Source organism: Piscinibacter sp. HJYY11, from assembly GCF_016735515.1.
Lineage (GTDB): Bacteria > Pseudomonadota > Gammaproteobacteria > Burkholderiales > Burkholderiaceae_C > Rhizobacter.
Map to the genome: position 1 here is coordinate 1,721,304 of NZ_JAERQZ010000001.1, position 23,926 is coordinate 1,745,229.

General features: G+C 64.6%; 25 protein-coding genes. 17 read left to right on the top strand and 8 right to left on the bottom strand.

Features of this window, described 5'->3' with window-relative positions:
* Positions 1–3: 3 nt before the first annotated feature.
* On the bottom strand, positions 4–312 hold the full coding sequence (locus JI745_RS07770; RefSeq protein WP_201805179.1) for an NIPSNAP family protein: 309 nt from the start codon (positions 310–312) through the stop codon (positions 4–6).
* 133 nt (positions 313–445) lie between these two features.
* Between JI745_RS07770 and msbA the strand changes: the two genes are divergently transcribed.
* The 5 genes from msbA to JI745_RS07795 are packed head-to-tail and all read left to right on the top strand — an operon-like array spanning position 446 to position 5,537.
* On the top strand, positions 446–2,203 hold the full coding sequence (gene msbA / locus JI745_RS07775) for a lipid A export permease/ATP-binding protein MsbA (protein WP_201805180.1): 1,758 nt from the start codon (positions 446–448) through the stop codon (positions 2,201–2,203).
* On the top strand, positions 2,200–2,934 hold the full coding sequence (locus tag JI745_RS07780) for a class I SAM-dependent methyltransferase (RefSeq protein WP_236674939.1): 735 nt from the start codon (positions 2,200–2,202) through the stop codon (positions 2,932–2,934). The genes msbA and JI745_RS07780 overlap by 4 nt, the downstream gene beginning before the upstream one ends.
* 59 nt (positions 2,935–2,993) lie before the next feature.
* On the top strand, positions 2,994–3,653 hold the full coding sequence (locus JI745_RS07785) for a hypothetical protein (RefSeq protein ID WP_201805182.1): 660 nt from the start codon (positions 2,994–2,996) through the stop codon (positions 3,651–3,653).
* A 41-nt stretch (positions 3,654–3,694) separates the two neighbouring features.
* The gene (locus tag JI745_RS07790) at positions 3,695–4,447 is read left to right on the top strand and encodes a glycosyltransferase family 2 protein (RefSeq protein ID WP_201805184.1); all 753 of its coding nucleotides are present in this window, start codon (positions 3,695–3,697) and stop codon (positions 4,445–4,447) included.
* Between the two features lie 7 nt (positions 4,448–4,454).
* Positions 4,455–5,537 (top strand): glycosyltransferase family 10 domain-containing protein, encoded by a 1,083-nt coding sequence (locus JI745_RS07795; protein ID WP_201805190.1) that lies wholly within the window; start codon positions 4,455–4,457, stop codon positions 5,535–5,537.
* Positions 5,538–5,559: 22 nt separating this feature from the next.
* Here JI745_RS07795 and JI745_RS07800 read toward each other — a convergent pair whose 3' ends face one another.
* The 4 genes from JI745_RS07800 to JI745_RS07815 all read right to left on the bottom strand — a co-directional run bounded on the left by JI745_RS07800 (position 5,560) and on the right by JI745_RS07815 (position 9,069).
* Positions 5,560–6,633, bottom strand: coding sequence for a hypothetical protein (locus tag JI745_RS07800; RefSeq protein ID WP_201805191.1), 1,074 nt, complete (start codon positions 6,631–6,633; stop codon positions 5,560–5,562).
* Positions 6,630–7,352, bottom strand: coding sequence for a glycosyltransferase family 25 protein (locus JI745_RS07805; RefSeq protein ID WP_201805192.1), 723 nt, complete (start codon positions 7,350–7,352; stop codon positions 6,630–6,632). The genes JI745_RS07800 and JI745_RS07805 overlap by 4 nt, the downstream gene beginning before the upstream one ends.
* Positions 7,353–7,381: 29 nt before the next feature.
* Positions 7,382–8,338, bottom strand: a complete 957-nt coding sequence (locus JI745_RS07810) for a glycosyltransferase family 10 domain-containing protein (RefSeq protein WP_201805193.1) — start codon at positions 8,336–8,338, stop codon at positions 7,382–7,384.
* 83 nt (positions 8,339–8,421) lie between these two features.
* The gene (locus tag JI745_RS07815; RefSeq protein ID WP_201805194.1) at positions 8,422–9,069 is read right to left on the bottom strand and encodes a TetR/AcrR family transcriptional regulator; all 648 of its coding nucleotides are present in this window, start codon (positions 9,067–9,069) and stop codon (positions 8,422–8,424) included.
* An 84-nt stretch (positions 9,070–9,153) separates the two neighbouring features.
* On the opposite strand from JI745_RS07815, the gene JI745_RS07820 reads away from it, so the two are divergent.
* Together JI745_RS07820 and JI745_RS07825 are read left to right on the top strand one after the other, a co-directional pair.
* Positions 9,154–10,260 (top strand): DUF2855 family protein, encoded by a 1,107-nt coding sequence (locus JI745_RS07820; RefSeq protein ID WP_201805195.1) that lies wholly within the window; start codon positions 9,154–9,156, stop codon positions 10,258–10,260.
* Positions 10,261–10,305: 45 nt separating this feature from the next.
* Entirely contained in the window at positions 10,306–11,271 is a 966-nt protein-coding gene (locus tag JI745_RS07825) for a LysR family transcriptional regulator (protein ID WP_201805196.1), read from the top strand.
* On the opposite strand, the gene JI745_RS07830 is transcribed toward JI745_RS07825, so the two are convergent.
* Positions 11,246–12,025: an SDR family oxidoreductase gene (locus JI745_RS07830; RefSeq protein ID WP_201805197.1), complete on the bottom strand. Its 780-nt coding sequence runs from the start codon at positions 12,023–12,025 to the stop codon at positions 11,246–11,248. The genes JI745_RS07825 and JI745_RS07830 overlap by 26 nt on opposite strands.
* Before the next feature lie 157 nt (positions 12,026–12,182).
* Complete coding sequence (locus JI745_RS07835) at positions 12,183–13,067, bottom strand: class I SAM-dependent methyltransferase (RefSeq protein ID WP_201805198.1); 885 nt, start codon at positions 13,065–13,067, stop codon at positions 12,183–12,185.
* Between the two features lie 125 nt (positions 13,068–13,192).
* Between JI745_RS07835 and JI745_RS07840 the strand changes: the two genes are divergently transcribed.
* The 6 genes from JI745_RS07840 (at position 13,193) to JI745_RS07865 (ending at position 17,871) form a co-directional block, all read left to right on the top strand.
* Positions 13,193–13,891 (top strand): helix-turn-helix domain-containing protein, encoded by a 699-nt coding sequence (locus JI745_RS07840; RefSeq protein WP_201805200.1) that lies wholly within the window; start codon positions 13,193–13,195, stop codon positions 13,889–13,891.
* Between the two features lie 98 nt (positions 13,892–13,989).
* Entirely contained in the window at positions 13,990–14,649 is a 660-nt protein-coding gene (locus tag JI745_RS07845; protein ID WP_201805206.1) for an FMN-dependent NADH-azoreductase, read from the top strand.
* 53 nt (positions 14,650–14,702) lie between these two features.
* The gene (locus JI745_RS07850) at positions 14,703–15,623 is read left to right on the top strand and encodes a LysR family transcriptional regulator (RefSeq protein WP_201805207.1); all 921 of its coding nucleotides are present in this window, start codon (positions 14,703–14,705) and stop codon (positions 15,621–15,623) included.
* A gap of 71 nt (positions 15,624–15,694) precedes the next feature.
* Positions 15,695–16,186 (top strand): heme-degrading domain-containing protein, encoded by a 492-nt coding sequence (locus JI745_RS07855; protein ID WP_201805208.1) that lies wholly within the window; start codon positions 15,695–15,697, stop codon positions 16,184–16,186.
* A 96-nt stretch (positions 16,187–16,282) separates the two neighbouring features.
* The gene (locus JI745_RS07860; RefSeq protein WP_201805209.1) at positions 16,283–17,224 is read left to right on the top strand and encodes a polysaccharide deacetylase family protein; all 942 of its coding nucleotides are present in this window, start codon (positions 16,283–16,285) and stop codon (positions 17,222–17,224) included.
* On the top strand, positions 17,221–17,871 hold the full coding sequence (locus JI745_RS07865; RefSeq protein ID WP_201805210.1) for a flavin reductase family protein: 651 nt from the start codon (positions 17,221–17,223) through the stop codon (positions 17,869–17,871). The genes JI745_RS07860 and JI745_RS07865 overlap by 4 nt, the downstream gene beginning before the upstream one ends.
* Positions 17,872–17,880: 9 nt before the next feature.
* Here the strand turns inward: JI745_RS07865 and JI745_RS07870 are convergent, their stop codons facing one another.
* Positions 17,881–18,981 carry a DUF1989 domain-containing protein gene (locus JI745_RS07870; RefSeq protein WP_201805211.1) on the bottom strand — a complete coding sequence of 367 codons (1,101 nt, stop codon included), beginning with the start codon at positions 18,979–18,981 and terminating at the stop codon, positions 17,881–17,883.
* A 225-nt stretch (positions 18,982–19,206) separates the two neighbouring features.
* On the opposite strand from JI745_RS07870, the gene JI745_RS07875 reads away from it, so the two are divergent.
* The 4 genes from JI745_RS07875 (at position 19,207) to JI745_RS07890 (ending at position 23,883) form a co-directional block, all read left to right on the top strand.
* Positions 19,207–19,929 carry a GntR family transcriptional regulator gene (locus JI745_RS07875; RefSeq protein ID WP_201805213.1) on the top strand — a complete coding sequence of 241 codons (723 nt, stop codon included), beginning with the start codon at positions 19,207–19,209 and terminating at the stop codon, positions 19,927–19,929.
* A 95-nt stretch (positions 19,930–20,024) separates the two neighbouring features.
* Complete coding sequence (locus JI745_RS07880; protein WP_201805215.1) at positions 20,025–21,134, top strand: BMP family ABC transporter substrate-binding protein; 1,110 nt, start codon at positions 20,025–20,027, stop codon at positions 21,132–21,134.
* Between the two features lie 15 nt (positions 21,135–21,149).
* Positions 21,150–22,643: an amidohydrolase family protein gene (locus JI745_RS07885; protein WP_201805218.1), complete on the top strand. Its 1,494-nt coding sequence runs from the start codon at positions 21,150–21,152 to the stop codon at positions 22,641–22,643.
* Positions 22,644–22,719: 76 nt separating this feature from the next.
* Complete coding sequence (locus JI745_RS07890; protein WP_201805220.1) at positions 22,720–23,883, top strand: PotD/PotF family extracellular solute-binding protein; 1,164 nt, start codon at positions 22,720–22,722, stop codon at positions 23,881–23,883.
* Positions 23,884–23,926: the final 43 nt, after the last annotated feature.

Genomic DNA, 23,926 nt, shown 5'->3' on the forward strand with positions numbered 1-23,926 from the left:
TGCTCAGGCCTTGAAAACCGGGCGCATGAAGCTGCGCTCGTAGCTCAGGAAGCAGCGCGTGTCATTGGCGTACTGGAAGGCGGCTTGGCAGTCGGCGTCCTTGAACGACTTCTTGCGGTATTGCTCGTATTCGGCCAGCGAGGGGAAGGAGAACAGCGTCACCGCGATGTTGTTGGGCCCCTCCGAGGGCAGGAAGCAGCCGTGGTACGTGCCGCCGAACTTCTCGATCAGCGGGATCCAGAGCTTCGAGTAGTGCTCGAATTCCTTGAGCTTGTACGGGTCGAGGGTGTAGCGCAGGTAGCAGGTGATCATGGAGTCTCCAGTCGCGCGAGCCACGCGCGGGTTTACGATCTCGGCCCGGTGTCTGGACGGAGACGTTGACGTTGTACCTGACCATTCAAGCTGAGACCGACAGAAAACGCGAAGCGATCAGGATTCCCTCGACATGAAAATGACAAGCTCTCAGCTCTATCTGCGCCTGCTCTCCTATGTAAAGCCGTATTGGCGCGTGTTCTCCGTGTCCGTGGTCTGCATGGCCGTCACCGCATCCACGGAAGCCATGCTCCCGGCACTTTTGAAGCCCATGCTGGATGGCACATTCGTCCACAAGAACGATGTCATCATCCGCTACACCCCTCTCATCATCCTGCTGATCTTCCTGGTTCGCGGGATCTCCTCATTTCTCGGCACCTATGCCATCAGCTGGCTGGGAGACCGCTTGGTGATGGACCTGCGCAAGGAAATGTTCAGCAAGCTGCTCACGTTCCCCGCACGCTTCTACGACGACCACTCCACCGGCCATCTCATCTCGAGGATCTCCTACGATGTGATGCACGTCACTGCGGCAGCCACCAACGTCGTGACCGTGCTCGTCCGCGACACCATCGTCATCGTCGCCCTGCTGGCGTGGTTGTTCTACCTGAACTGGAAGCTCACACTGCTCAGCCTGATCATGTTTCCCATCATTGCCGTGATCATCGGGAAGCTGAACAAGCGCCTGCGGACCGCCAACCGGGATTCACAGCGCGCGATGGGGTCCATCACCCAGGTCATCGAGGAAAGCATCACCGGCCACAAGGTCGTCAAACTGTTCGGCGGCCAGCAATACGAAAGTGCGCGCTTTCACGAAAAGACCAACAAGGTGCGCCAGTCGAACATGAAGCAGGCCATCGCAGCGGCGGCGAACGTGCCGATCGTGCAGATGATTGCGGCAATCGCGCTGGCCATCATCGTCCATCTTGCGATCGTGCAGTCGAAAAACGACGAGACCTCGGTTGGTGGATTCCTCTCCTTTATCGCTGCCATGCTGATGCTGACCGCCCCGATCAAACGCATGACGGGGGTGAGCGAATTCCTGCAGCGAGGACTGGCCGCATCGGAAAGCATCTTCGAGTTTCTGGACACGCCCGGTGAAGTCGATGAAGGAAGACTCGCCCTCGGTCGTGCCAAGGGCGATCTGCGCTTTGAAAATGTCAGCCTGTCCTACCGGGAAGACGACAAGCTTGCGCTGAACAACATCAATCTGACGGTGCCAGCTGGCCAGACCATCGCGCTTGTCGGCGCATCAGGCAGCGGGAAAAGCACGCTGGCCAACATGGTGTCGCGCTTCTACCAACCCTCGAGCGGACGTATCACCCTGGACGGCCACGATGTGGCAGACCTCACATTGGTCAGTCTTCGATCCAACATCGCCTTGGTGAGCCAGGATGTGGTCTTGTTCAACGACACCATTGCCGCCAACATCGCCTATGGTCAGATGCGCGAGGTCTCCGAAGCGGAAATCATCGCGGCCGCCACCGCTGCGCACGCGATGGAGTTCATTCGCGAGTTGCCGGAAGGCCTGGATACTCCCGCGGGCGAGCGAGGGGTCAAGCTATCGGGCGGGCAGCGGCAACGCATTGCCATTGCGCGAGCCATTCTGAAGAACGCCCCGATACTCATCCTGGATGAAGCGACATCGGCTCTGGACAGTGAATCGGAGCACCATGTTCAGGCAGCACTCGAGACGCTGATGCAGGGCCGGACCTCGTTGGTCATTGCGCACCGCTTGTCGACGATTGAAAAGGCCGACCGAATCGTTGTGCTTCAAAAAGGGGAGATCGTTGAATCCGGCACCCACCAAGAACTATTGTCAAAGGATGGCGCCTACGCGGCGCTGTACCGCAAGCAATTTGCCGTCGCAGAAGAGGTCGGATCGGATTGACCGACTCCTTCACCGGTCCGCGCAATTTCGTTAACTCCGGCACCACCCGACCCACTGCCATGATGAAAATATTCTCCAGAAAAGAGTCTCCAACGCTGCCGTTCAAGAAGTCGTTTGACTGGAAATGGACCAGCATTCGGTTCAACAGGGTTGCACTCGTCAACCTGCTGTGCGCCACGAAGCTCGATGGAAACTATCTGGAAATCGGCTGCCAAGGCAATCTCTGTTTTGATGCCGTCCCCATGATCAACAAGATCGGCGTCGACCCGGAATCAGGCGGAACGCACAAGGAATACAGCGACGATTTCTTCGCAAAGAACACGACGCAATTCGATGTCATCTTCATAGATGGTCTGCACGTGTACGAGCAAGTTCATCGGGACGTTGCCAATGCCATCAAATGCCTGAAGCCAGGCGGCTGGGTGGCCATCCATGACATGCTGCCCGACGATGCCATCAGCGAACATGTCCCGAACATTTCGAAGGGCGCGTGGTTCGGCGATGTGTGGAAGGTCGCCTTCGAACTGGCCGCCTCCCCCGGCATTGAGTTCAAGGTCGTGAAGATCGACGCTGGCATCGGACTTCTCAGAGTCGTCAATCCAGAAGCCGCCCTCAAGGACATGTCGGACCTGCTGCACGACAAGCGCTTCGAGTACCTCTATCACCACATCGGTCAGTTGCCGCTCGTTGAGTGGGATGAAGCCTATCGATGGATCCGGTCCTCGTCGTGAATTGACGCCGGAAGTTCAACTGCCCTGCCCACGTGCCCGCAACCCGACTGCCACACAACATGCTGAAGAAGATCAGGTCATCGCTCAGAGAATTGAATCGCGAGCGCAAGGAAAGAAGATTCATCCGCAATGAGCCCCAGCGATGGGCTGCACGTGGATACGCCGCACCCAGCCCTGCCGCCATCAAGCGAGCGGTGATCCTGCGCAACGGCATACCCCACGGCATTTGGGTGGAAACCGGCACATACAAGGGAGACACCGCCGCCCTCCTCGCGCAGAACTCTTCGAAGGTCTACACGATCGAGCCTGCCCAACAGCTCTTCGAAGACGCGAAAAAGCGCTTTGCCTCCACGCCCAACGTCGAGGTGATTCAAGGGATCTCGGAAGAGATATTCCCGCAGCTGATCCCCCGACTTTCAGGCGAAGTCAACTTCTGGCTGGACGGCCACTACTCAACCGGTGTCACCTTCCAAGGCCCCACCGACTGCCCTTTGGTAGAAGAGCTGGCCTGTATCGAAGCGAACTTGCGAAACTTCTCCAGGGTGGCGGTCCTGATCGATGACATCCGGTATTGCATCAACCCTGCATCCCATCAATTCAGTGGGTATCCCAAACTCGATGTGCTCGTGGACTGGGCCCGCAAGAACGGCCTCGAATGGCATATCGAACATGACATGTTCATCGCCAGAACACCCTCCCCAATGAACATGCACACCTGACCGCCGGCGTCGGTTGCCCATCAGCTCACGAGCACATATTCATGCATCGAACAAAATGCTCCATTGTCATCACCACATTCGACCGCCGGTTTGAAAGCCATTTTGTTCCGCTGTTGAACGACATCGTCCAGCACGCCGGACCTTTGGACTATGAAGTGATCGTGACAATCAATGGGCCGCACAGGTCGCCATTTGACCAACACTATCGAAAGCAGATCCTCTCGTTCATTGCCGGACACGACCACGTCTATCCGACCATGTTTCCCAACTTCCAGGCGCTGGCAAAAATGTGGAACAGGGGAATCGTCACTGCTCAACATGACTCAGTGCTGGTGCTCAACGACGATTTGCGCCTCGGGCCCAGATTCTTTGAGCTGCTCGACAAGGAACTGAACTCCCGCTCGAGGACGTTCAAGATCAACGGCAGCTTCTCCCATTTCGTCGCCTACAAGCCCGAACTCATCGAAGTCGGCTTCTTTGACGAGAGGCTTCTTGGCATTGGGGAGGAAGATGGCGATTTTGCTTGGCGCTACTCCAAGAAATACCGCAAGGAGATTGAGTCCGTCGACCTTCCAGAGGTCGAAAACATTCAGTCAGACATTGCCGACCCAGGGTTCACCAAGGGAATAGGAAATTATTCAAGATTCAATCGCGACTTCATACAAAACAAGAAGTACAAGAAAAGCCTGTTGGGCCACAAGAGCATGTTTGATCATCGGGTGTCCCAGCAATTGGAGGATCAGGTGCAGTACCCGTACGAGACCTTTTACCGAGAAAACATAAAGGATCTGTAGGCGCCCCATGTCTCCACTGAGCTACCTCCTGAAGAAGCACTACTACCGCCATCAAGACAAGCGCCAGGCTCAGGTCAGGCAGGTTGAAGAGGAGCAGTTTCGACAACAGTATTTCGCGATGTTTTCGCCGGCCGGGAAGACAAAGGTGTGCACCTATCAGACCGGATTCTCGAGGCACTACACGCGATTCTTCACCTCAAGCGACGCGCAGGAACATTCGTTTTTTCTCGTTGAAGACCCTGCGGAAGCCAGTGTCGTGGTCTTCATCAATACCATCGACGACTCCGTACTGCGCCCAGACCAGCGGGCCATCCTGTTCTTCCATGAACCGCTGGATTATGCGCACCTATATCAGTCAAAAATAAACGAAGCTCGTTGTGAAAAGTCCAACCTGGAAGTAGTGAGCCATCTCCCTTCGCCTTCGCTTTTCATCAAGAATCCAGAGGGGATTGCTTTTCACCGCTCGATTCCATACGTCCACTTCCATCACATGGCCACGCCGGAGCAGTTGAAATCCATTGACGGTGGACCACGCACCCGACAAATCTGCTCCATGACGTCCGGGCTAAACGGCATCCCTGGCTATCAGAAGCGCGCACATTTCATCAAGCTGTTTTCAGAAGCCAACAAGGGCTTCGACCTGTTCGGGCGATTCAGCAAACAAGCCGCAGGAATCCGCGCGTATCGAGGCCCCAGCAAAATCAAATGGAAGACGATCTCCGAATATAAATACAACCTCGTGATAGAAAACTCCCGCGACGACTTCTACATTTCCGAGAAGATATTTGATGCGCTGATTTGCGGCTGCATGCCGATCTATCATGGATCGGACAAGATCTTTGAAATTCTTCCGAAGGAGTGGTTCTATTACCTGCCCACACTGGAAGCGTCAGAAATCGATCGCTTGAATGCCTTTGTTGCGACAGACGCCTACAAGGTCGTAGCAGAGAATCGCGCCTCGATCGCTCGATACATTCACGAGCACTTTTCGTTTTATGGCGCTCTGGAAAAGTTGCTGGCGCGTGAGCCCCTGGTGCTGCCCTCACCGGAAAGCATGCATCCAACACATCTGGGGGAAGCGAGGCGATAGCCCGGCGCCACTGCGCCGCCGGCTACCTGTAAAGCTTTCTCGAGAGGCTACGCAGCTTCTTCCTGAGCCGCTTGTATTGGATGACGCACGCGTCGGCTGGCGTGATGTCAACCGGCCCTGCCCGGCTGCCGTGCCTGTCTAGAAAAACCTCGCTGAATTTGGCCATGACCGGCGCGGGGGCGAAGTTGGCTGAATAACAGTCCCAATCCTGGGCGCTCGCCCACTTCCGATCAAACCCCAGGAGCAATTTCTCGACGTCCGACGGTCCCTTGTAGCGGATCGCTTTGTCTCCAAGAATGTCGAGATGACATCGTTGAGGAGAGAGGGCATACGTCATCACAGGCTTGTTGCGAATCGAAAATTCACCGCATGCGAGCCCGAACGACTCGCCAATCCCGCGCGCATGAACCATCGCGTCGCATGTGTTGATGAATCGCGTCTTGTAGCGCACATCCGAACTGCCCGGCAGAAAGAGGATCCGCTCGTGCTTGGCGAAAGGGCTGATGTTCATGAACACGAAGTGGATGTGCCGCGATCTCTCGACGACCCTCCTCACAGCCTCCTGCACGAACCCGAGGTTAAAGCTGTCGCTGCCACCGTAGCACCCGAACACCACGGCGTCTCGGGAAATGTTCAGTGTCTCGCGCAAATCTTCGTTTAGGTCGGGCAGTGAAATCATGTGGGGCACGAACGGAATCTTTCCGTTCGAGCATTCCTTGCTCAGCCACTCGGAGACGAACGCATAGACTTCGCCGTGCTGCTCGCTTGGCTTCTGCGGAAACACAGCGTGGATCAGATTGGGCACATCCCGCACACACTGCGCGTCGCGCTCGCCCGACTTGATGATGTAGAGCGAATCCACGGCGTGCCCACTGCACAAATCGCTCAACGCGTCGGGATTCTGATAGGCAACCAGCTTGAATTGCCTCCTGAACTTCTCGACCACATCGGGTTGTTTCTGGTCAGCCTCCGCGTCATAGAAGACGACCGACTGGTTGCCGAGGATCTCCTGGTTGTAAAGCGCGTAGTCATGTAACGCGACATGCGTGCCGCGCAGCGTCATACCACCGCCGTAGAAGCCGATCACCGCCTTCATCTCGGAAACCAGGGATCCTTCGAAAAAATCCGATCGAGGAAGCGTGAGGCCGATCTCACGTTCTTCCTGAGGCTTTTTATCGGCTTTCGCACGTCAGGTCGGTCAGAGATGGTGGACTGCACCCGGGAAATATCGACCGGGTACGGTTTCACCGCCAGCATGCTGATCCCATGCTTTTTCTTGTGCTCGATGAAGTGATCGAGCGGTTCGTAAATGTCCTTCGCATGATGGATCAGCGTCTCGGCTGCCTGAGGCTTGACCACATACGCAGTCGCACCGAGCGGATCGTCATTGTTCTCGACAATGGAGAGGGCATTCACCTGCCTGACAAGCCGGTGCGCTGAGGGCGCCAAGGCCTGCAGACGGACCATCTGCCAGTCATGAAACTCATGGACCAGTACGTGCAAGGCCTCCTCGAAATGCGGCTGCAGCACGAAATCGTCTTCAAATATCAGGGTCGGCATCCGGTTCTCCACACAGGCCTGCCACGCCTTCTTGTGGGACAAGAAGCAACCGATTTCGTTGGCGGTCATGTCAAACCCCAGCAAACGCCTCACCTTGGGAGCGTTGTATTCCGGTGGGGGAGACGGCAATCGCGAGCCGTCGACGGCATCCAGAAATGCCCACTTCAGGCTGGTTTTGGACAGTTCCGCCCGGGCCTTTTCGCGCCGCTCGGGTGAGCGCACCAGGGAAATGACAATCGTCTGCAGGTTGAGCATGTGATCTTGTAAAGACTTGCTTGGGCGAGTTAGGTCGTGGCGTCCTTGAGCACCGTTCGCATGAAGACGCGCAAAGGTTCAATCGTCGGCGCCTTCAAAAGCAGTGCTTGCTCCGAAAGCGCTTCCAGTTGTGATGGGGAATTCAAAAGGTCCCCGAGCCCCTCAAACTGCTGCCATGCCAAGGGTTCCAGGTTGACCAGGGCCTGCGGATTGAAATCTGCGCAGACGTTGGCATCGGTCCAGGTCAATGGCACACACCCTGAGGCGAATGCCTCCGGGATCTTCTCTGTGTAGTACCCGGGGTACAAACCGTTCTCGGGGCAAAGGTTGAACGCGTAATTCTGCAGAGTGTCGAGTTTGCTGACGCCGCTGTTGTGATGGTCAGCGATCGTGCTGTCGAAGTAAGGCCCAAAGCCATCGACCGGAATGTACCGACCAACGGCCCTTCTCAGCGTTGCCCGAGGCTCGCGCAAATGCGAGCTGAAAATCGCGGCCTTGAAGGGGCGCGAGAGGAATGCCCGGCCCAGCGGCTGCATGAGTCGGGGAATGCACAACAGCTGACCAAACCTCGAGTTGCGGTTGCCGGTGAGGCCCTCGTGCGACCAGTCGACCATCTCCATCCAGTAGGGAAAGCGAATGTGCCGAGGGTGGTCCACGGCCAGATCGAACGAGATCGAATAATCGGCCGCAATCGCGTCATGCCGGATGTTTTCAGCGGTGTGGAACAAGCTCAGCGGCTTGTGTCTTCTGAGCCCTGAGGCCTTCCTGAAAGCGTCTACCAGTCGTGCCGCGCCTGGCCGGATCGGCCGGGGGAGCCATCGATACCGCTTTTCCTGAGGTTTGTAGAACGGCCCATAAATCTGGAGGTCGCTCGAGGCCTGCCGGGTCCACGCGATCTGGTAGCCAAGATGACGAATCATCAACGGCACCAGACTCCCCGGATAGTCACTCGGCGTGCCGACGAGTGAGATTCGTATTGTTTTCATGCGCGAGCATCAGTCTTCAGTTCTTGGTCACGGGAGGCGATGGAGCTGCGAGCCAGTCTTTCCCCGGACGCAGCAGGTTGGGATCAGGGCGTTTTGGCGGCGACGGCGAGACAGCACAGACGCTCCATCTCCGCCGCCCACGCCTGCATCTGAGCCGCGTCGAGCTGCACGAGCATCGCATAGCGGCGGCCGCCCCACACCGCGAGGTGCAGCGCCTGCACGGTCTCGGGGGTCGGGCGCTGCGGCAGATCGCCACAGGCATCGAATACGCGCTGCCACATCGCGCACAGCTCCTCGTGCGCGCGCCGCTGGTGCTTGGGCTCGGCCACCTGCGGCTCGATGGCCAGCATGTCGGGATGGAACCACGAGGGCTGATCCACACTGGTGCCGCAGGCAAGTTGCACCAGCCGATGCAGCCGCTCGCGCCAGGCCAGGCCCTCGGGTTGCACCGCCTGCGCATCCACGGCGTGGATCAGCGCCTCGATGCAATGCCGCACGTAGCCCGAGTGCAGCGCCATCTTGCTCGGGAAGTAGTCGTACAGCGTGCCCACGGCGATGCCGGCCTCCAGCGCCACCGCGCGGGTGGTGAGCCGCGCCCAGCCATCACGCTGCCAAATCCGAACAAAGGCATCGAAGATGGCCTGCACCGTGACCTTGGCGCGGGCCTGGGTCGGGCGCTTGAGGGGCTTTTCCTTGGGGCTCTGGGAGGCACTGGCGCGGAGGATGGGCATGACAAGTATTTCCGAACCCGCAGCAGCGGGCACCGCCCTAGAGTGTGGCGCATTCGCTCACCTCACCTCAGGAGACCCACGCCCATGAGCCGTACCCTCACCCAGCTGCAAAGCGACAAGAAGAACCTCGGCCGCACCCGCGTCGTCGAAAAGCCGGTTCCCGCCCTCAAGGCCGGCGAGGCGCTGCTGAAGATCGACCGCGTGGCCGTCACGTCCAACAACATCACCTACGCCGCCTTCGGCGAGGTGCCGCACCTGCGCTACTGGAGCTTCTACCCCACCGGTGACGACGCGTGGTTCCACATGCCGGCTTGGGGCTTTGCCGAGATCGTGGAGACCACGGTCGACGGCCTCGCGGTCGGGGAGCGCTTCTACGGCTTCTGGCCCGTGGCCAGCCACGTGGTGATGCAGCCGGTGCGCGTGAGCGAGCGCGGCTTCTACGACGGCACGCCGCACCGCCTGGAGCTCACCTCGGCCTACAACCAGTACCAGCGCGTGACCACCGATGCCGCCTACCGCCAGGCGGATGAGAACTACCAGATGCTGACGCGCCCGCTCTTCATCACCTCCTTCATGCTGGCCGACTTCCTGGAAGACAACGGCTTCTTCGGCGCGAAGCAGATCGTCGTCTCCAGCGCCTCGAGCAAGACCGCCTATGGCACTGTCTTCTGCTTCCAGGACCTGAAGAACGTGAGCCTCGTGGGACTGACCTCCGGCGGCAACGTGGGCTTCGTCGAAGGCCTGGGCTGCTACCACCGCACCGTCGACTACAAGGCCCTGGAATCGCTCGACAAGACGATGCCCACGCTCTACGTCGACTTCGCCGGCGACAACGAGCTGCGCCGCCGCGTGCACGAGCACTTCGGCGCCTCGCTCGTCTACAGCTGCTACGCCGGCTCGGCCCAGTCGCACGACCACCTCGGCAACGCGCCCGAGGTGCCGGGCCCGCAGCCGCAGCCCTACTTCGCGCCCTACCAGATCAAGAAGCGCAACGCCGACTGGGGCGCCGCCGAGGTCACGCGCAAGTTCAACGAAGCGCAGCTCGCGTTCATCCGCCGCGTGAGCGATGCGCAGAAGCCGTGGATGGGCGTGAAGGAACACCACGGCTTCGCGGCGGGGCAGGACCTGGTCAGCGCGCTGGTGGCCGGCCGCATCGACCCGAAGGACGGGCACGTGGTCGTGCTCGGCTGAGCGCATGCCCTATGCTTGGCGCCTCCTCAACCGCCCGCCTCGGCCGTGGACGAGCTTCGCGCCATCTCGACCTTCATTCGTGCCGCTGAGCTCGGAAGCTTCAACCGCGCGGCCCAGCTGCAAGGCACCACCGCGCAGGCCGTCAGCAAGAGCGTGCGGCAACTGGAGCAGCACCTGGGCGTGCGGCTCTTCCACCGCACCACGCGCCAGAGCTCGCTGACAGAAGAAGGCCAGCGCCTCTTCGAGTCGGTGCGCGACAGCCTGGATGGCCTCACCGCAGCGCTGGCCGGCGTGCGCGACGCCGCCAAGGAAGACGAAGGCCTCATCCGCATCAGCGCCGGCGGCGCGACCGGGCGCAAGGTGATCCTGCCGCTCGTCGCCCGCTATCGCGCGCAGCACCCGAAGATCCGCTTCGACCTGCTGCTTGACGACGGCGCGACCGACACGGTGCGCGAGCGCATCGACCTCGGCTTCAAGGCCGGCAACGCACCCGAGGCGCAGGTGGTGTCGCGCCGGCTTTTCTCGATCCAGCTCATCCTGTGCGCATCGCCGGCCTACCTGGCCCGGCGCGGCACGCCGTCGACGCTCGCCGAGCTGGAGCGGCACGACTGCATCGGCTACCGGCAGCCCGGCACGGCGCGCCCGGTGCCGTGGGAGTTCCAGGTCAAGGCAGAGACGGTGCAGCGCCGGATGGACCACGCGGTGACCTGCAGCGACCCGGAGGCGGAGATGCACGCCACGCTGCACGGCATGGGCATCGGGCAGATCGACAGCATCAACGCTGCCGAGTTCATCCGCACCGGCGCGCTGGTGCCGCTGCTCGTGCGACACACCAGCGAGCGCATGGGGCTGCACCTCTACTACGCGCAACGCAAGGACATGCCGGCGCGCGTGAGGCGCTTCATCGACTTCGCCGTCGAGGACCTGAAGGGCGGCGCATCGTTCCACCTGCCGGTGCCCGAGTTGCGCCGCCACGGCGCAGCGTTCAGATCCCTTCCTTCGTCGGCATGACCACCACCTGCTGCAGGTTCACGTGCCGCGGCTGCGAGACGATGAAGCCCACGGTGGCAGCGATGTCTTCGGCCTTCAGGAAGTCGATCGACTGCGCGGCGTTCTTCAGCCAGTCGATCGCGCCCTGGAAGGTGAAGTGGCCCTGCAGCTCGGTCTCGGTGATGCCGGGCTCGACGACCGACACGCGGATGTTCTTCGGGCCGAGCTCCATGCGCAGGTGGCGCACGAGGTGGCTGACGAAGGCCTTGGTGGCCGAGTACACCGCGAAGTAGCCGTAGACGTACTGGCTGGCGATCGACGAGGTGTTGACGAGGTCGACCACCTTGCCCTGCGCCGCGGCCGCTTCGAGCTGCGGCACGAAGGCCTGCACCACGCGCATGGCGCCGGTCACGTTGAGGTCGATCTGCGCCTCCCATTCGCGCTGCGGCTGCTGGCCGATGGCGCCGGGCAGCATGAGGCCGGCGTTGTTGAAGACGAGGTCGGCGTTGCCGAACTCGCGCAGGACCGTGGCCGCGGCAGCCTCGACCGAGGCGGCGTCGGTCACGTCGGTGGCAATGGCGAGCGCGCTGCCACCCTGCCGGGTGATCTCGGCGGCGAGCTCGTCGAGCTGGCCCTTGCGGCGCGCCAGCAGCGCGACCCGTGCGCCGCGCAATGCCAGCAAGAGCGCGGTGGCGCGGCCCATGCCGCTGGAAGCGCCGGTGACGACGGCCACGCGGCCGGCCAGATCCTGGGTGAGGGTGTGAGAGGTAGTCATGCGATTTCTCCTGCGGGTTCGGTTGAGGTTCGGTGTCGACGACGGAACGAACTCTAGGAACTGCCGGCCTGCCGCAGTAGAAAGGCATGGGTGATATCAGTCACAACCGGCGGTTGTGACTGGCTCGCGAAGGGCAGTCGCCTTCCCCCCGACTCGATCACACCGTCCCGACCCCGACCAGCATCTCGCACGGGCCGACGAAGCCTCCCTTCGTCTCGAACGCGGACAGCGCGACCTCGATGTCGTGCCACACCTGCGCACGCTGCGGCTCGTCGAGTGCCGACATCATCTGGTGCAGCGCGCCGAAGGACTCGCGCTCGAAGCGCACACATTCCTTCGCGCTCGGCAGCTTCACCGGCGAGGGCACGCGGCGGACCGCGATGTCCTTGAAGCCGGCCTTGGCGAACGCAGCTTCGAGCACGCCGTCGCCACCGAGCGAGAACGGCCCGGGCTGCCCGGGAAGCGGCGGCGCGAGCTTGGCGCGCTCGCGGATGATCTTCACCGGGATCGAGAAGAACTCGTTGCGATCGGGCGTCGAATAGACGATCGCCGCGACGCGCCCGCCGGGCTTGAGTGCGTGCTTCATGCCCGCCAGTGCGCGCTGCTGGTCGGGAAAGTAGATGAGCCCGACCCGGCTGATCGCCGCGTCGAACGACGCCGCCGGCAGGCTCGTGAGCGCCTCGCCATCCAGTTCGCGCACCGCGACGATGCCGCCGAGGCCCGCCGCTTGCGCATCGCGTTCGGCGCGTTCCAGCAGTGCTGGCGCGATGTCGGTGGCGAGCACGTGGCCGCCCGTCCCCACGCGGCGCGCCGCCGCCAGCGACTGCTCGCCCGCCCCCGCCGCCACGTCGAGCACGCGGCACCCCTGGCCGACGCGCGCCATCTCGAACATCGCCTCGGTCGCATCGCCCAGCCAGCTGCCGATGAACGGGCCCCAGCGGTGCCAGGCCTCGGCCGCGCTCTGCCACTGGGCACGGGTGGTGGACTTGAACTTCTCGGCGTCGAACGTAGCCGGCGCCGGGGCTTGCAATACGGTGCTCATCGTGTCTCTCCTCAAAGGCCCGCCGGGAATCGACGGTTGAAGAGACTTTCGTTGCACGCGGCCGGTGGCGCCAGTCCAGTTTCTGGACTGGCCTCGGCACATCGTGTCCTGTACGCTCGCCAGCCATGATCGACTATGGCCAGTTCTGCACGGTCGCCCGCGGCGCCGAGGTGTTCGGCGAACGCTGGACGCCCCTGGTCGTGCGCGAGCTGCTCTGCGGCAGCACCCGCTTCAACGACATCCGCCGCGGCGTGCCGCGCATGTCGGCCTCGTTGCTGGCGCAGCGCTTGCGCAAGCTCGAGGAGATCGGCGTGCTCCGGCGCGTGGCCGGCGAGGCGGGCGGCGCAGCCGAATACCGCCTGACCGAGGCCGGCGAGGAGCTGCGCCCCATCGTCATGGCGCTCGGCGAATGGGGCGCGCGCTGGATCGGCAGCCGGCTCCAGAAAGGCCAGCTCGACGCCGGCTTCCTGATGTGGGACATCCGCCGCTTCGTGAGGCTCGACGAGTTCCCACGTGACCGCTCCGTGCTCATCCAGTTCCGCTTCACCGATGCACCCACCGGCGAGCGCCGCTGGTGGCTGATCGTCGAGGGCGGCAACGCCGACCTCTGCCGCGACGACCCGGGGCCGGAGCCCGACCTGGTGGTCGAGTCGACGCTGCTGGCGCTCACCGAGATCTGGACCGGCGACCGCGATGCGCTCGAAGCCGTGGACAGCCGCGCAGTCCGCGTGCGCGGTGGTGCGCGCGACACCCGCGACCTGTGGCGCTGGCTCGGTCGCAGCGCCTTTGCCGAGACGCGGGAAGCCTGCCGCAAGAAGCGTTAGCCGGCGTCGTGCGCGCCGCGCACGGCACCCGTGCGCAACAGCCCCTGTCGCGCAAGACGGCGGCTGCCGAGACTGCGGTTTTCCAACCGGAGAACCCCATGACCTCGACACCCTTCCCCACCCTGCTTCGCATCGACGCCAGCGCCCGGCACGAGGGCTCGCACAGCCGCCAGCTTGGCGACCGGTTCGAGTCGGCATGGCGGGCCCGCCATGCCGGTGGCCGCGTGCTGCGGCGCGACCTGGCGGCCGAGCCGCTGCCGCACATCAGCGCCGCCACGATCGCCGGCTACTACACGCCGCCCGAGCAGCTCACGCCCAGCCTGCGCGAGGCCACCGCCCTGTCGGACCGGCTCATCGCCGAGCTGCAGTCGGCACACACGCTGCTCATCACGAGCCCGATGTACAACTTCTCGGTGCCGTCGGCGCTCAAGGCCTGGGTCGACCAGGTCGTGCGCATCGGCCACACCTTCGCCTACGACGGCGGCGCATTCCGCGGCCTCGTGACGACGCCGCGTGCCGTCTTGGCGCTGGCGTACGGCGCGCCCGGCTACATCGGCGGGCCGTTCGCGGCGATGGACCACCTTCAGCCCTACCTCGCATCGCTGCTCGGCTTCCTCGGCATCACGCAGGTCGACGTGGTGTCGGTGGAAGCCACGACGGCCGATGCCGGCACGGTCGCCGCCCAGGGCGCCGCGGCACAGCGGCGCATCGACGAGATCGCGGCCACCTTCGCCACCGCGCAGCCCATCGCCGCCTGAGCGACACAGCCCTTCGGAAGCGCCCACGCCGCGATCGTGGAAAGATCGCGGCCATGGACATCCAGGCCATCCAGCTCTTTGCGGACGCGGCGCGCACCGGCAGCTTCGCGGCGGCAGCACGCGAGCACGACCTGGCGCCATCGTCGGTGTCGCGTGCGGTCGCACTGCTCGAAGAGGAGCTGGGGGCGCGGCTCTTCCAGCGCGGCACCCGCCGCCTGGTGCTCACCGAGGCCGGCAGCGTCTACCTCGACCAGGTGGCGCCGCTGCTGCAGGCGCTGGCGCGGGCCAGCGCCGAGGCTGCCGACATCTCGCGCGAGCCGCGCGGGCCGCTGCGCGTCACGACCTCCAATGCGTTCGGCCTCACGCAGGTGGTGCCGATGCTCCCGTCGTTCACGCGTCGCTATCCCGACGTCGAGGTCGACCTCCTGCTCACCGACACGGTGGTCGACCTCATCGCCGAGCGCATCGACCTCGCCGTGCGCCTCGGCCCGCTCAGCGACTCGTCTCTCATCGCCGTGCCGCTCTTGCGCATGCGCTACCGCGTGTGCGCGAGCCCGGCCTACCTGCGCGAGCACGGGCGCCCGCAGTCGCCCGGCGACCTGGCCGGCCACGCCTGCCTGCGCTTCCCGCTGCCGGGGTTTCGCAGCCGCTGGCGCTTCCGCGATGCGACCGGTGTCGAAGAGGAAGTGGCGGTGGGCGGCCGCATCGTCATCTCGAACGCGCTCGGCCTGCTCGACTGCGCCCTCGCCGGCGCAGGCGTCACCCTGCTCGCCGAGGTGATGGTGGCCGACGCGCTGCGCGACGGCCGGCTCGTCGACCTGTTCCCCGACCATGAAGTGACGGCCACCAACTTCGACGGCGCCGCCTCCTTCGTCTACCCCTCGCGCGACTACGTGCCGCTCAAGGTGCGGGTGTTCATGGACGCGCTGCGCGAGGCCATGCACAGCCGGATGACGGGTGAAGGCGGGCCCTAGGGATTCCCTTCGAGCTGGGTGATCGTCAATCAATCTGTCTACCATCTGCTCCCCTCATCCCAGGAGCCCCCGTGGACCTCGCCACCGACATCCAACGCATCGCCGAGCAGGAGCAACGCCTGCAGCTCTCCCGCATGAACCTGGACGTCGCCTGGCAGCTCGGGGTGCGCCTGCGTGAGATCGCCGCGTCGCGCAGCACGCCGCTCACCATCGAGATCCGGCTGGCGGGCGAGACGGTGTTCTTCTCGTCCATGCCCGGCACCGCCCCCGCCAACACCGACTGGGCCCGCCGCAAGCGCAACACGGTGGAGCTGATGCATCGCAGCTCCTACGGCGTGGGTCGTTCCCTGGAACGCGACGGCCGCACGCTCCAAGACACGATGGGCCTGGCCCACCGCGACTACTCGAGCCACGGCGGCAGTTTTCCGCTCCGGGTGCGCGACGTCGGCGTGGTCGGGGTGGTGACCGTGTCGGGCGCACCCCAGCGGGAAGACCACCACATCGTGGTGATGGCGCTGGCCGAGTTGTGCGAGGTGCGGCTGGCCGAGATCGAGCTCGACTGAGCACGGGGCACAGGCCCCACTGGCATGGCACATGGCTTGCAAACGGGGCATGTCAAAAGGGGGCGCACACCGCCCCGACACAAGCGAAAGTCCTTCATGACAGATGCCATCCACCGAGCCTCCACCTTCGGGCGCGCCGCGGTGCCCAGCCACCAGCGCTTCGACTACAGCGGCATCCGCCACCGCCCCGCCGGCCGCTGGCCCAACGGCAGCCGCCTGGCGGTGTATCTCGCGCTGAACATCGAGCACTTCGCCTTCGCCGACGGGCCCGGGGCCTGCATCGGCCTGCCGCTGCCGCACCCCGACGTGCTGAACCACAGCTGGCGCGACTATGGCAACCGGGTGGGCGCCTGGCGCTGCCTCGACCTGTTCGACAGCCTCTCCCTGCCCTCGGCCGCGCTGATCAACACCTCGCTGTACCAGCATGCGCCGGAGCTGGTGGCCGCGTGCGTGGCGCGCGGCGACGAGCTCGTCGCCCACGGGCACACCAACAGCGAGCGCCAAGGCGGCATGGCGCGTGAAGAAGAGTCCGCGCTCATCGCGCATTGCCGGGACGAGATGCAGCAGAAGTCGGGCAGCGCCCCCGCGGGCTGGCTCTCGCCGTGGATCTCGGAAAGCCTGCACACGCCGGACCTGCTGGCCGAGCACGGCTACCGCTACACGCTCAACTGGTGCCACGACGACCAGCCGACCCGCATGCGCACGGCGCACGGGCCGCTGTGGTCCATTCCGTACCCGCAGGAGCTGAACGACATCCCCATGATCGTGGGCCGCCACCTCGACGGGAAGGACTTCGCGCAGATGATCGTCGACAACTTCGACGAGATGCGCGAGCAGGCGGCGACGCAGCCACTGGTGATGGGCATCGCCCTGCACCCCTACCTCGTCGGCCAGCCCTACCGGCTGCGGCACCTGCGCCGCGCCTTGCAGCACCTGGTGGCCTCGCGCGACGACGACGACGTCTGGTTCACCACGCCGGGCGCCATCTGCGACGCAGCCGATGCGATGAGCGACCTGTTTCCGAAGGCCCCCCCATGACCACCGAAGTCGACTTCTCCGCCATCGGCGCCTACGAGCGTTACAAGCTGATGGCGAGCCTCATCGTGCCGCGGCCCATCGCGCTCATCACCACGCTCAGCGAAGACGGCGTGGTGAACGCGGCCCCCTTCAGCATGTTCAACATGCTGGGCGAGGACCCGCCGATCGTGATGGTGAGCATCAACCGCCTGTCCGACGGCGAGCTGAAGGACACCGCCGCGCACATCGCGCGCAGCGGCGAGTTCGTCGTGCACATCGCCGACGAGGCCATCGCCACGCAGATGCATCACTGCGGCGAGCGCCATCCGCGCAACGTGAGCGAGCTCGAGAAGGTGGGCCTCACCACGCTGCCCTCGCGCAGCGTGGCGCCGCCCCGCATCGCCGAGGCGCCGGTGGCCTTCGAGTGCAAGCTGTGGGAGACGCTGGAAACCGAGAGCCGGCAGATCTTCATCGGCCGCGTGTTGTGGCTGCACGCCCGCGAAGGGCTGATCGACACCGAACGTTGGCGCGTGCAGTTGTCCAGCTACTTCCCGGTGGGCCGCTTCGGCGCGAGCTTCTACACCGGCACGCGCGAGCGCTTCGCGCTCAACCAGCCCGCACCCGAAGCGGGGAGCGACGCCCACGGCGGGCCGATCGACGCGCTCTGAACTGCGACCTCAGATGGAGGGCGCGCCCGCCCCGGCCGCGCCGAGGAAGCGCGACTCCCACCAGCTGAAGATCACGTCGCGCAGCACGTCGCCGTCCTTGCCTTCGCCATAGAGCGCGTGCAGGCCAGTGGCGTGCAGGCGGTCGCAGTCGTCGGCATCGAGTGCGATGGCCCAATCCTGCGATCGCAACGGCACGTTGGTGAACATCGGGCGATAGCGCGGGTCGCGCCTGAGCTCGCGGTCGGCCTTGATGATGGGCTGGCGGAAGTCGGCTGGCGTGCGCTGCGTCTTGAGCTTCGGGATGCTCGGTACGCGCGCGAGGTCGGCCGGCGTGGCCTGGAAGATCGACACCTTCAGCGGCTTCAGCGCGAAGTTGCTGGTGCGCATGATGTCGGCGCCACACACGTTGGGCACGGCCAGCACGTCCATCAGCGCGAGCAGGTCCACATGGTCGCCGGGCTTCGAGTCCTGCCGGTGGATGTGGCCCCGGCCGCTGTGGACTTCGGTGCGCATGAAGAGGTTGAACGAGTCGTGCACGTCGTCCGGCGTGAGGCCGTATTCGCGCTGCGCCTCGGCCTGGATGTCGTGGCAGTTGGTGTGGGTCGCAAAGCCGTAGGCGGACTCGTAGAGGTAGGCGCTGCAGCGCGGGAACATCACGTCGTTGCAGCGCACCGTGTCTTCCAGGATCAGCATCATCGCGCGCTCGCGCGGCGGGGCCGACCACAGCAGGTCGCCGGGCCCGGGGTTCAAGCCGTGGACGGTGCGCGTGCGGCCGGTGTGCATGAACTCGCGGTAGTCGTGCAGGTTGAAGCAGTTGAAGTCGGCGCACTGGTTGCCCTCGACCTGCTCGATGCGGATCACCTGGTCCTTCAGCACTTCCAGCGCCTTGCCGGTGCCGGGCTCCAGCACGAGCTCGTGGAGCAGCTCGCGCGACTCGTTCAGCGGGACCCACGGGGCCGTGGCGGTCTTGGGTGCGGTTGGCAGGCCGTGCTCGCGCAGGGCCCGCTTGGCCAGGGCGGTGAGGTCGGGCGCGGCGCCCTGGTCGATCGTGCGCAGCAGCAGTTCGAGCTGTTGCTGGTTCAGGGTCATCGTGACCGTGCGGGCCGTCATGCGTTCTCCAAAAGTGCTGGCCGGGTCCGTTTGGCCCACCATTCTGTATACGATAAGGACGCCGTTCCGTATACGCAAGGCTTTCTTGCCCGCGCCACCGATCCGCCGCGAACAGGTGCATCGGTGAGCCAATCTGGGGTGCCGTGCTCCTGTTTGGTGAGACCCAACCCGGCGCCATCTCCGTATACTTTCGCCAGACTGTTCGTATACACACTGAGAGCCGCCATGACCACCCTCAACAAGGCCGACGTCGCCTACACCGCGCTGAAGCAGGCCATCATCGAGCAGGCGCTCCAGCCCGGCACCAAACTGCCGGAAGACGCGCTGGGCACCCACTTCCAGGTGAGCCGCACGCTGGTCCGCGAGGCACTGGCGCGGCTGGCGGCCGAGGGGCTGGTCGACGCCCAGCACAACCGCACGGCCACGGTGGCGCGGCCCACGCTGGACGAAGCGCGCAGCGTCTTCGAGGTGCGGCGCTGCCTGGAGCAGGAGGTGGTGCGGCTCGTCATCGAGCGCTGGTCACCCTTCGTCGCGCAGGCGCTCGAAGAGCACGTGCGGCTCGAGGAGCAGGCCGCGCGCGAGCAGCAGGCGCCAGCCTGCGCGCGGCTGGCGGGCGAGTTCCACGTGCGCCTGGCGCAGCTCGTGGGCAACCCGGTGCTCGCGCGCTACGTCGACGAGGTGGTGTCGCGCTGCTCGCTGATCCTCGCCGTGCATGGCCGGCCGCATTCGCCCGAGTGCGGCATCACCGAGCACCGCGCGCTGATCGACTCGTTCCGCAAGGGCGACCTGCGCGCCGCGCGCCGGCTGATGGCCTCCCACCTGGGCGAGCTCGAAGCGCGTGTGCTCAACACCACGCCGGTGGCCGACGACGCCGACCTCGGCCAGATCCTCGGCCGCTACGCACCGGGTGCGAAGCCGGCGGTGCGGCCCTCGCGCCGCAAGGCCTGACGACGGCCTTCCGCGCCGCCGCGAACGCGGCATGGCCTTTGCATTCATGCGGCTCGCGCAACCGGCGCAGCCCGCATTTGGCGAAGGAGCCGTCCATGTCCGAGTTCTCGACTTCCTGGAACCGCCGCCGGTTCCTGTCTACCACCACCGCAGGCGCAACGCTGGCCGCGCTGGCACCGCAGACCCTCGCGCAGAAGCCCGTCACCGTCGGCCTGATCTACGTCGGCCCGCGCGACGACTACGGCTGGAACCAGGCGCACGCCGTGGCGGCCAAGGCCTTGCGCGCCGTGCCCGGCGTGAAGGTGGTCGAGGAAGAGAACGTGCCCGAGACGGTGGCTGTGCGCAAGACGCTCGAGGCCATGGTCAAGTCCGATGGCGCGTCGCTCGTCTTCGGCACCTCCTTCGGCTACTTCGATCCGTTCATGATCGACATGGCCAAGCGCAACCCGAAGGTCGAGTTCCGCCACCCCACCTCGCTGTGGTCGGCCGACAAGCACCCGATGAACCTGGGCGGCTACTTCTGCTTCCTCGACCAGGCGCACTACGTCAACGGCGTCGCCGCGGGCCTCTCCACCAAGTCGAACAAGATCGGCTACGTGGCCGCGAAGCCGATCCCCATCGTGCTGCGCAACATCAACGCCTTCACGACCGGCGTGCGCAAGGTCAACCCCAATGCGACGGTGCAGCTCGTGATGACCGGCGACTGGTCGATGCCCGTGCGCGAAGCCGAGGCCACCAACTCGCTGGTGGGCAGCGGCTGCGACGTGATCGCCTGCCACGTCGACAGCCCGAAGATCATTGTCGAGGCCGCCGAGAAGCTGGGCGCGAAGACGCTCGGCCACAACGCCTCGCAGGCCAACCTCGCGCCCAAGGGCTTCATCACCGGCGCCGAGAACAAGTGGGAGACGGTCTACAAGGCCTTCGCCGCCTCCATCGCCAAGGGCGAGAAGCTGCCCAACACCTTCTTCGGCGGCTACGACAAGGACATGGTCACGAGCACGCCCTTCGGCGCCGGCGCGACCGAGAAGGCACGCAATGCGGCCACCGCCGCCATCGCCGAGATGAAGGCCGGCAAGCCGGTCTTCGCCGGGCCGATCAAGAGCAACACCGGCAAGCTCGTGATCGACAAGCCCTACGGGCTCTACGACCCCTTCCTCGACCGCATGGACTTCCTGGTCGAAGGCGTCGTGGGCTCGCTCACCTGACGGCTCGGGGACGACGTGGCGACGACCCTCATCCGCGGCGGGCGCCTGCTCGATGCCGCGTCGCGCAGCGCGCCGCCGGTGGACCTGCTGGTCACCGACGGTGTGATCACCGCCCTCGGTGCCCCCGGCCTGGCGGCTCCGGCCGACGCCGAGGTGTTCGATGCGACGGGCACGCTGATGCACGCCGGCCTCGTCAACGGCCACACGCACGGCAGCACCAACCTCAGCAAGGCCACGCACGACCGCTGGACGCTGGAGCTGCTGCTCAGCGGCTCGGGCGAGTGGGCCGCCAACCAGACGCGCAGCCACAAGTACCTCAACACCTACATCGGTGCGGTCGAGATGCTGCAGAAGGGCTGCACCACCGCCTACGACCTCACCTTCGGCTTCCCGCTCGCGACCGTCGACGAGCTCTATGCCATCGGCCAAGCCTATGTCGACGCCGGCATGCGCGCGGTGGTGGCGCCGATGCTGCAGGACGTGTCGTTCTACAAGGCCATCCCCGGCCTCTACGACGCACTGCCCGCGTCGCACAAGGCGCAGGTCGATGCGAGCGGCGGCGACACCGGCTTCATCCTGCGCAGCATGGAAGAGGCGCTCAAGCACTGGCCGCACGACCCGGCACAGGTGAAGCTGGGCATCGCGCCGACGATTCCCCTGCACTGCTCCGACGAGCTCACGCTCGGCTGCGTGAAGCTGGCTGCCGAGTACGGCGCGCAGACACAGTCGCACGTCGCCGAGTCGAAGGTGCAGGCGGTGGCGGCGCTCAAGCGCTGGGGCAAGTCGCTCACCGCGCACTTCGACGACCTGGGCATGCTGGGCCCGAACTTCACGGTCGCGCACGGCGTGTGGCTCGATGACGACGACATGCGCCGCCTGGCCGCCAAAGGCGCATCCGTCTCGCACAACGCCGGCAGCAACATGCGCCTGGGCGCCGGCATCGCCGACTCGCGCCGCATGCTCGAACTCGGCGTCAACCTCGCGCTCGGCACCGACGGCGCCATGTGCGCCGACAACCAGAACATGTACGAGGCGATGCGCTACGCCTCGATGGTCTCGAACGTGCGCACGCCCGACTACGAGCAGTGGCTGAGCGCGCCCGAGGTCTTCACCGCGGCCACGCAAGGCGGCGCACGCGCCACCGGGTTCGACAAGGCCGGCCGCATCGCCGCAGGCTGCGTGGCCGACATCGTGTTCCTCGACCTGCAGTCGATCAACTGGATCCCGATGAACGACCCGGTGAACCAGGTCGTGCTGACCGAAGACGCCACCGGCGTGCGCGACGTGATGGTCGGCGGCAAGCTCGTGGTGCGGGCCGGCCGGCACGTCGGCAGCGACATGGCCAGGCTGGCCCAGGACGCGCAGGCGGCGCGCGACGAAGTGGCCACCGCCAACACCGACGGCAAGCACCTCGCGCAGGCCATCGAGCGCGCTGTGGGCAGCTTCTGCATCGGCCTGTGCCGCGAGCCATTCCACCTGCACCGCTATGGAGGCCCCTTGGGCCTGTGACCGACCTCGTGCCTTGGCACGGTTGATGCGTTTTCAAACCCGCATGCCTTTGCATGCACCACTGCAAGGACCGCCCATGTCGAAGCCCACTGCACCGAAAACCCCGGACGCGATCGTGATGCCTCCCGCCACCGACTTCAGCCGCCGTGGCGTCCTGAAGGCCGGCCTGGCCGCCAGCACACTCGGCGCCGCCTCTCTCTGGAACAGCGCCGAGGCCAACGACCCGAAGGTGCTCAACTACCTCTCGTGGCCGGGCAATGCCGACCCGTCCATCGTCGGCGAGTTCGAGAAGCAGTACGGCGTGAAGATCCGCATCAAGGAATACGTGGGCGGCGACCAGATGATGGCGGTGGTCAACCAGTCGCCCCCCGGCACCTTCGACGTGGTGCTGGCCGATGCCGAGTACATGCACCTGCTGAAGGCAGCCGACTTCATCGAGCCGCTGGACCCGGCGGACTACCCGCTGAAGGACCTCTTCCCGGAGTTCCAGAAGTTCCCGCTGCACTGGTTCGACGGCAAGCTCTACGGCGTGATGCTCGACTTCGGCTACCTCGGCATCTCGTACAACACCAAGGCCTTCACGCCGAAGGAAGTCTCGTCGTACTCGGTGCTGTGGAGCGAGAAGGCCAAGGGCAAGGTCGGCTTCTTCGACTGGTACCTGCCCTCCATGGGCTGCATCAGCCTCTCCAACGGCAACCGCCCGCCGTACGACCTCGACAAGGCCAAGTTCGAGGCGCTGAAGAAGAAGATGTTCTCGCTCAAGCCGCAAGCCTCGGGCTTCTACACCATCGCCGACATCTTCTCGTCGATGACCAACGGCCGCGCGCAGCTCATCCCGGGCATCGGCGAGTGGATCACCCTCGGCCTGCGCACGAGCGGCGTGCCGGTCGACACTATCATCCCGGAAGAAGGCGGCCTGCAGTACACCGAGTCGCTCTCCATCGTGAAGGGCACGAGCAAGCGCGACCTCGCGCGCAAGTTCATCCAGTACTCGCTCACGCCGCGTGCGCAGGTGGCCATGGCGACGAAGGTCGACAACAAGAAGAGCATCCCCTCGATGCCGGCCTGGAAGCTGCTCAACGACACCAAGCCGCAAGAAGCCAAGCTGCTGCGCATGGAGCTCAAGGGCCCCAACGTGATGGACGAGTACAAGGCCAAGAAGATCCAGCTGCGCCAGCTGCCCAAGCAGCAGTCGATCGAAGAATGGAACGACCTGTGGAGCCAGTTCAAGGCCCTGTGATGGCACACACCGGTGATTCCCGCTTCCGCGGGAATGGCGCATG

Bases quoted from the DNA above. Each gene is read 5' to 3' on its own strand.
- JI745_RS07845 (WP_201805206.1), top strand. From the start codon at position 13,990: ATGACCTCGACACCCTTCCCCACCCTGCTTCGCATCGACGCCAGCGCC.
- JI745_RS07815 (WP_201805194.1), bottom strand. From the start codon at position 9,069: ATGCCCATCCTCCGCGCCAGTGCCTCCCAGAGCCCCAAGGAAAAGCCC.
- JI745_RS07830 (WP_201805197.1), bottom strand. From the start codon at position 12,025: ATGACTACCTCTCACACCCTCACCCAGGATCTGGCCGGCCGCGTGGCC.
- JI745_RS07880 (WP_201805215.1), top strand. From the start codon at position 20,025: ATGTCCGAGTTCTCGACTTCCTGGAACCGCCGCCGGTTCCTGTCTACC.
- JI745_RS07790 (WP_201805184.1), top strand. From the start codon at position 3,695: ATGCATCGAACAAAATGCTCCATTGTCATCACCACATTCGACCGCCGG.
- msbA (WP_201805180.1), top strand. From the start codon at position 446: ATGAAAATGACAAGCTCTCAGCTCTATCTGCGCCTGCTCTCCTATGTA.
- JI745_RS07840 (WP_201805200.1), top strand. From the start codon at position 13,193: ATGATCGACTATGGCCAGTTCTGCACGGTCGCCCGCGGCGCCGAGGTG.
- JI745_RS07820 (WP_201805195.1), top strand. From the start codon at position 9,154: ATGAGCCGTACCCTCACCCAGCTGCAAAGCGACAAGAAGAACCTCGGC.
- JI745_RS07770 (WP_201805179.1), bottom strand. From the start codon at position 312: ATGATCACCTGCTACCTGCGCTACACCCTCGACCCGTACAAGCTCAAG.
- JI745_RS07785 (WP_201805182.1), top strand. From the start codon at position 2,994: ATGCTGAAGAAGATCAGGTCATCGCTCAGAGAATTGAATCGCGAGCGC.
- JI745_RS07795 (WP_201805190.1), top strand. From the start codon at position 4,455: ATGTCTCCACTGAGCTACCTCCTGAAGAAGCACTACTACCGCCATCAA.
- JI745_RS07850 (WP_201805207.1), top strand. From the start codon at position 14,703: ATGGACATCCAGGCCATCCAGCTCTTTGCGGACGCGGCGCGCACCGGC.
- JI745_RS07800 (WP_201805191.1), bottom strand. From the start codon at position 6,633: ATGAAGGCGGTGATCGGCTTCTACGGCGGTGGTATGACGCTGCGCGGC.
- JI745_RS07865 (WP_201805210.1), top strand. From the start codon at position 17,221: ATGACCACCGAAGTCGACTTCTCCGCCATCGGCGCCTACGAGCGTTAC.
- JI745_RS07875 (WP_201805213.1), top strand. From the start codon at position 19,207: ATGACCACCCTCAACAAGGCCGACGTCGCCTACACCGCGCTGAAGCAG.
- JI745_RS07890 (WP_201805220.1), top strand. From the start codon at position 22,720: ATGTCGAAGCCCACTGCACCGAAAACCCCGGACGCGATCGTGATGCCT.
- JI745_RS07860 (WP_201805209.1), top strand. From the start codon at position 16,283: ATGACAGATGCCATCCACCGAGCCTCCACCTTCGGGCGCGCCGCGGTG.
- JI745_RS07805 (WP_201805192.1), bottom strand. From the start codon at position 7,352: ATGCTCAACCTGCAGACGATTGTCATTTCCCTGGTGCGCTCACCCGAG.
- JI745_RS07870 (WP_201805211.1), bottom strand. From the start codon at position 18,981: ATGACGGCCCGCACGGTCACGATGACCCTGAACCAGCAACAGCTCGAA.
- JI745_RS07810 (WP_201805193.1), bottom strand. From the start codon at position 8,338: ATGAAAACAATACGAATCTCACTCGTCGGCACGCCGAGTGACTATCCG.
- JI745_RS07835 (WP_201805198.1), bottom strand. From the start codon at position 13,067: ATGAGCACCGTATTGCAAGCCCCGGCGCCGGCTACGTTCGACGCCGAG.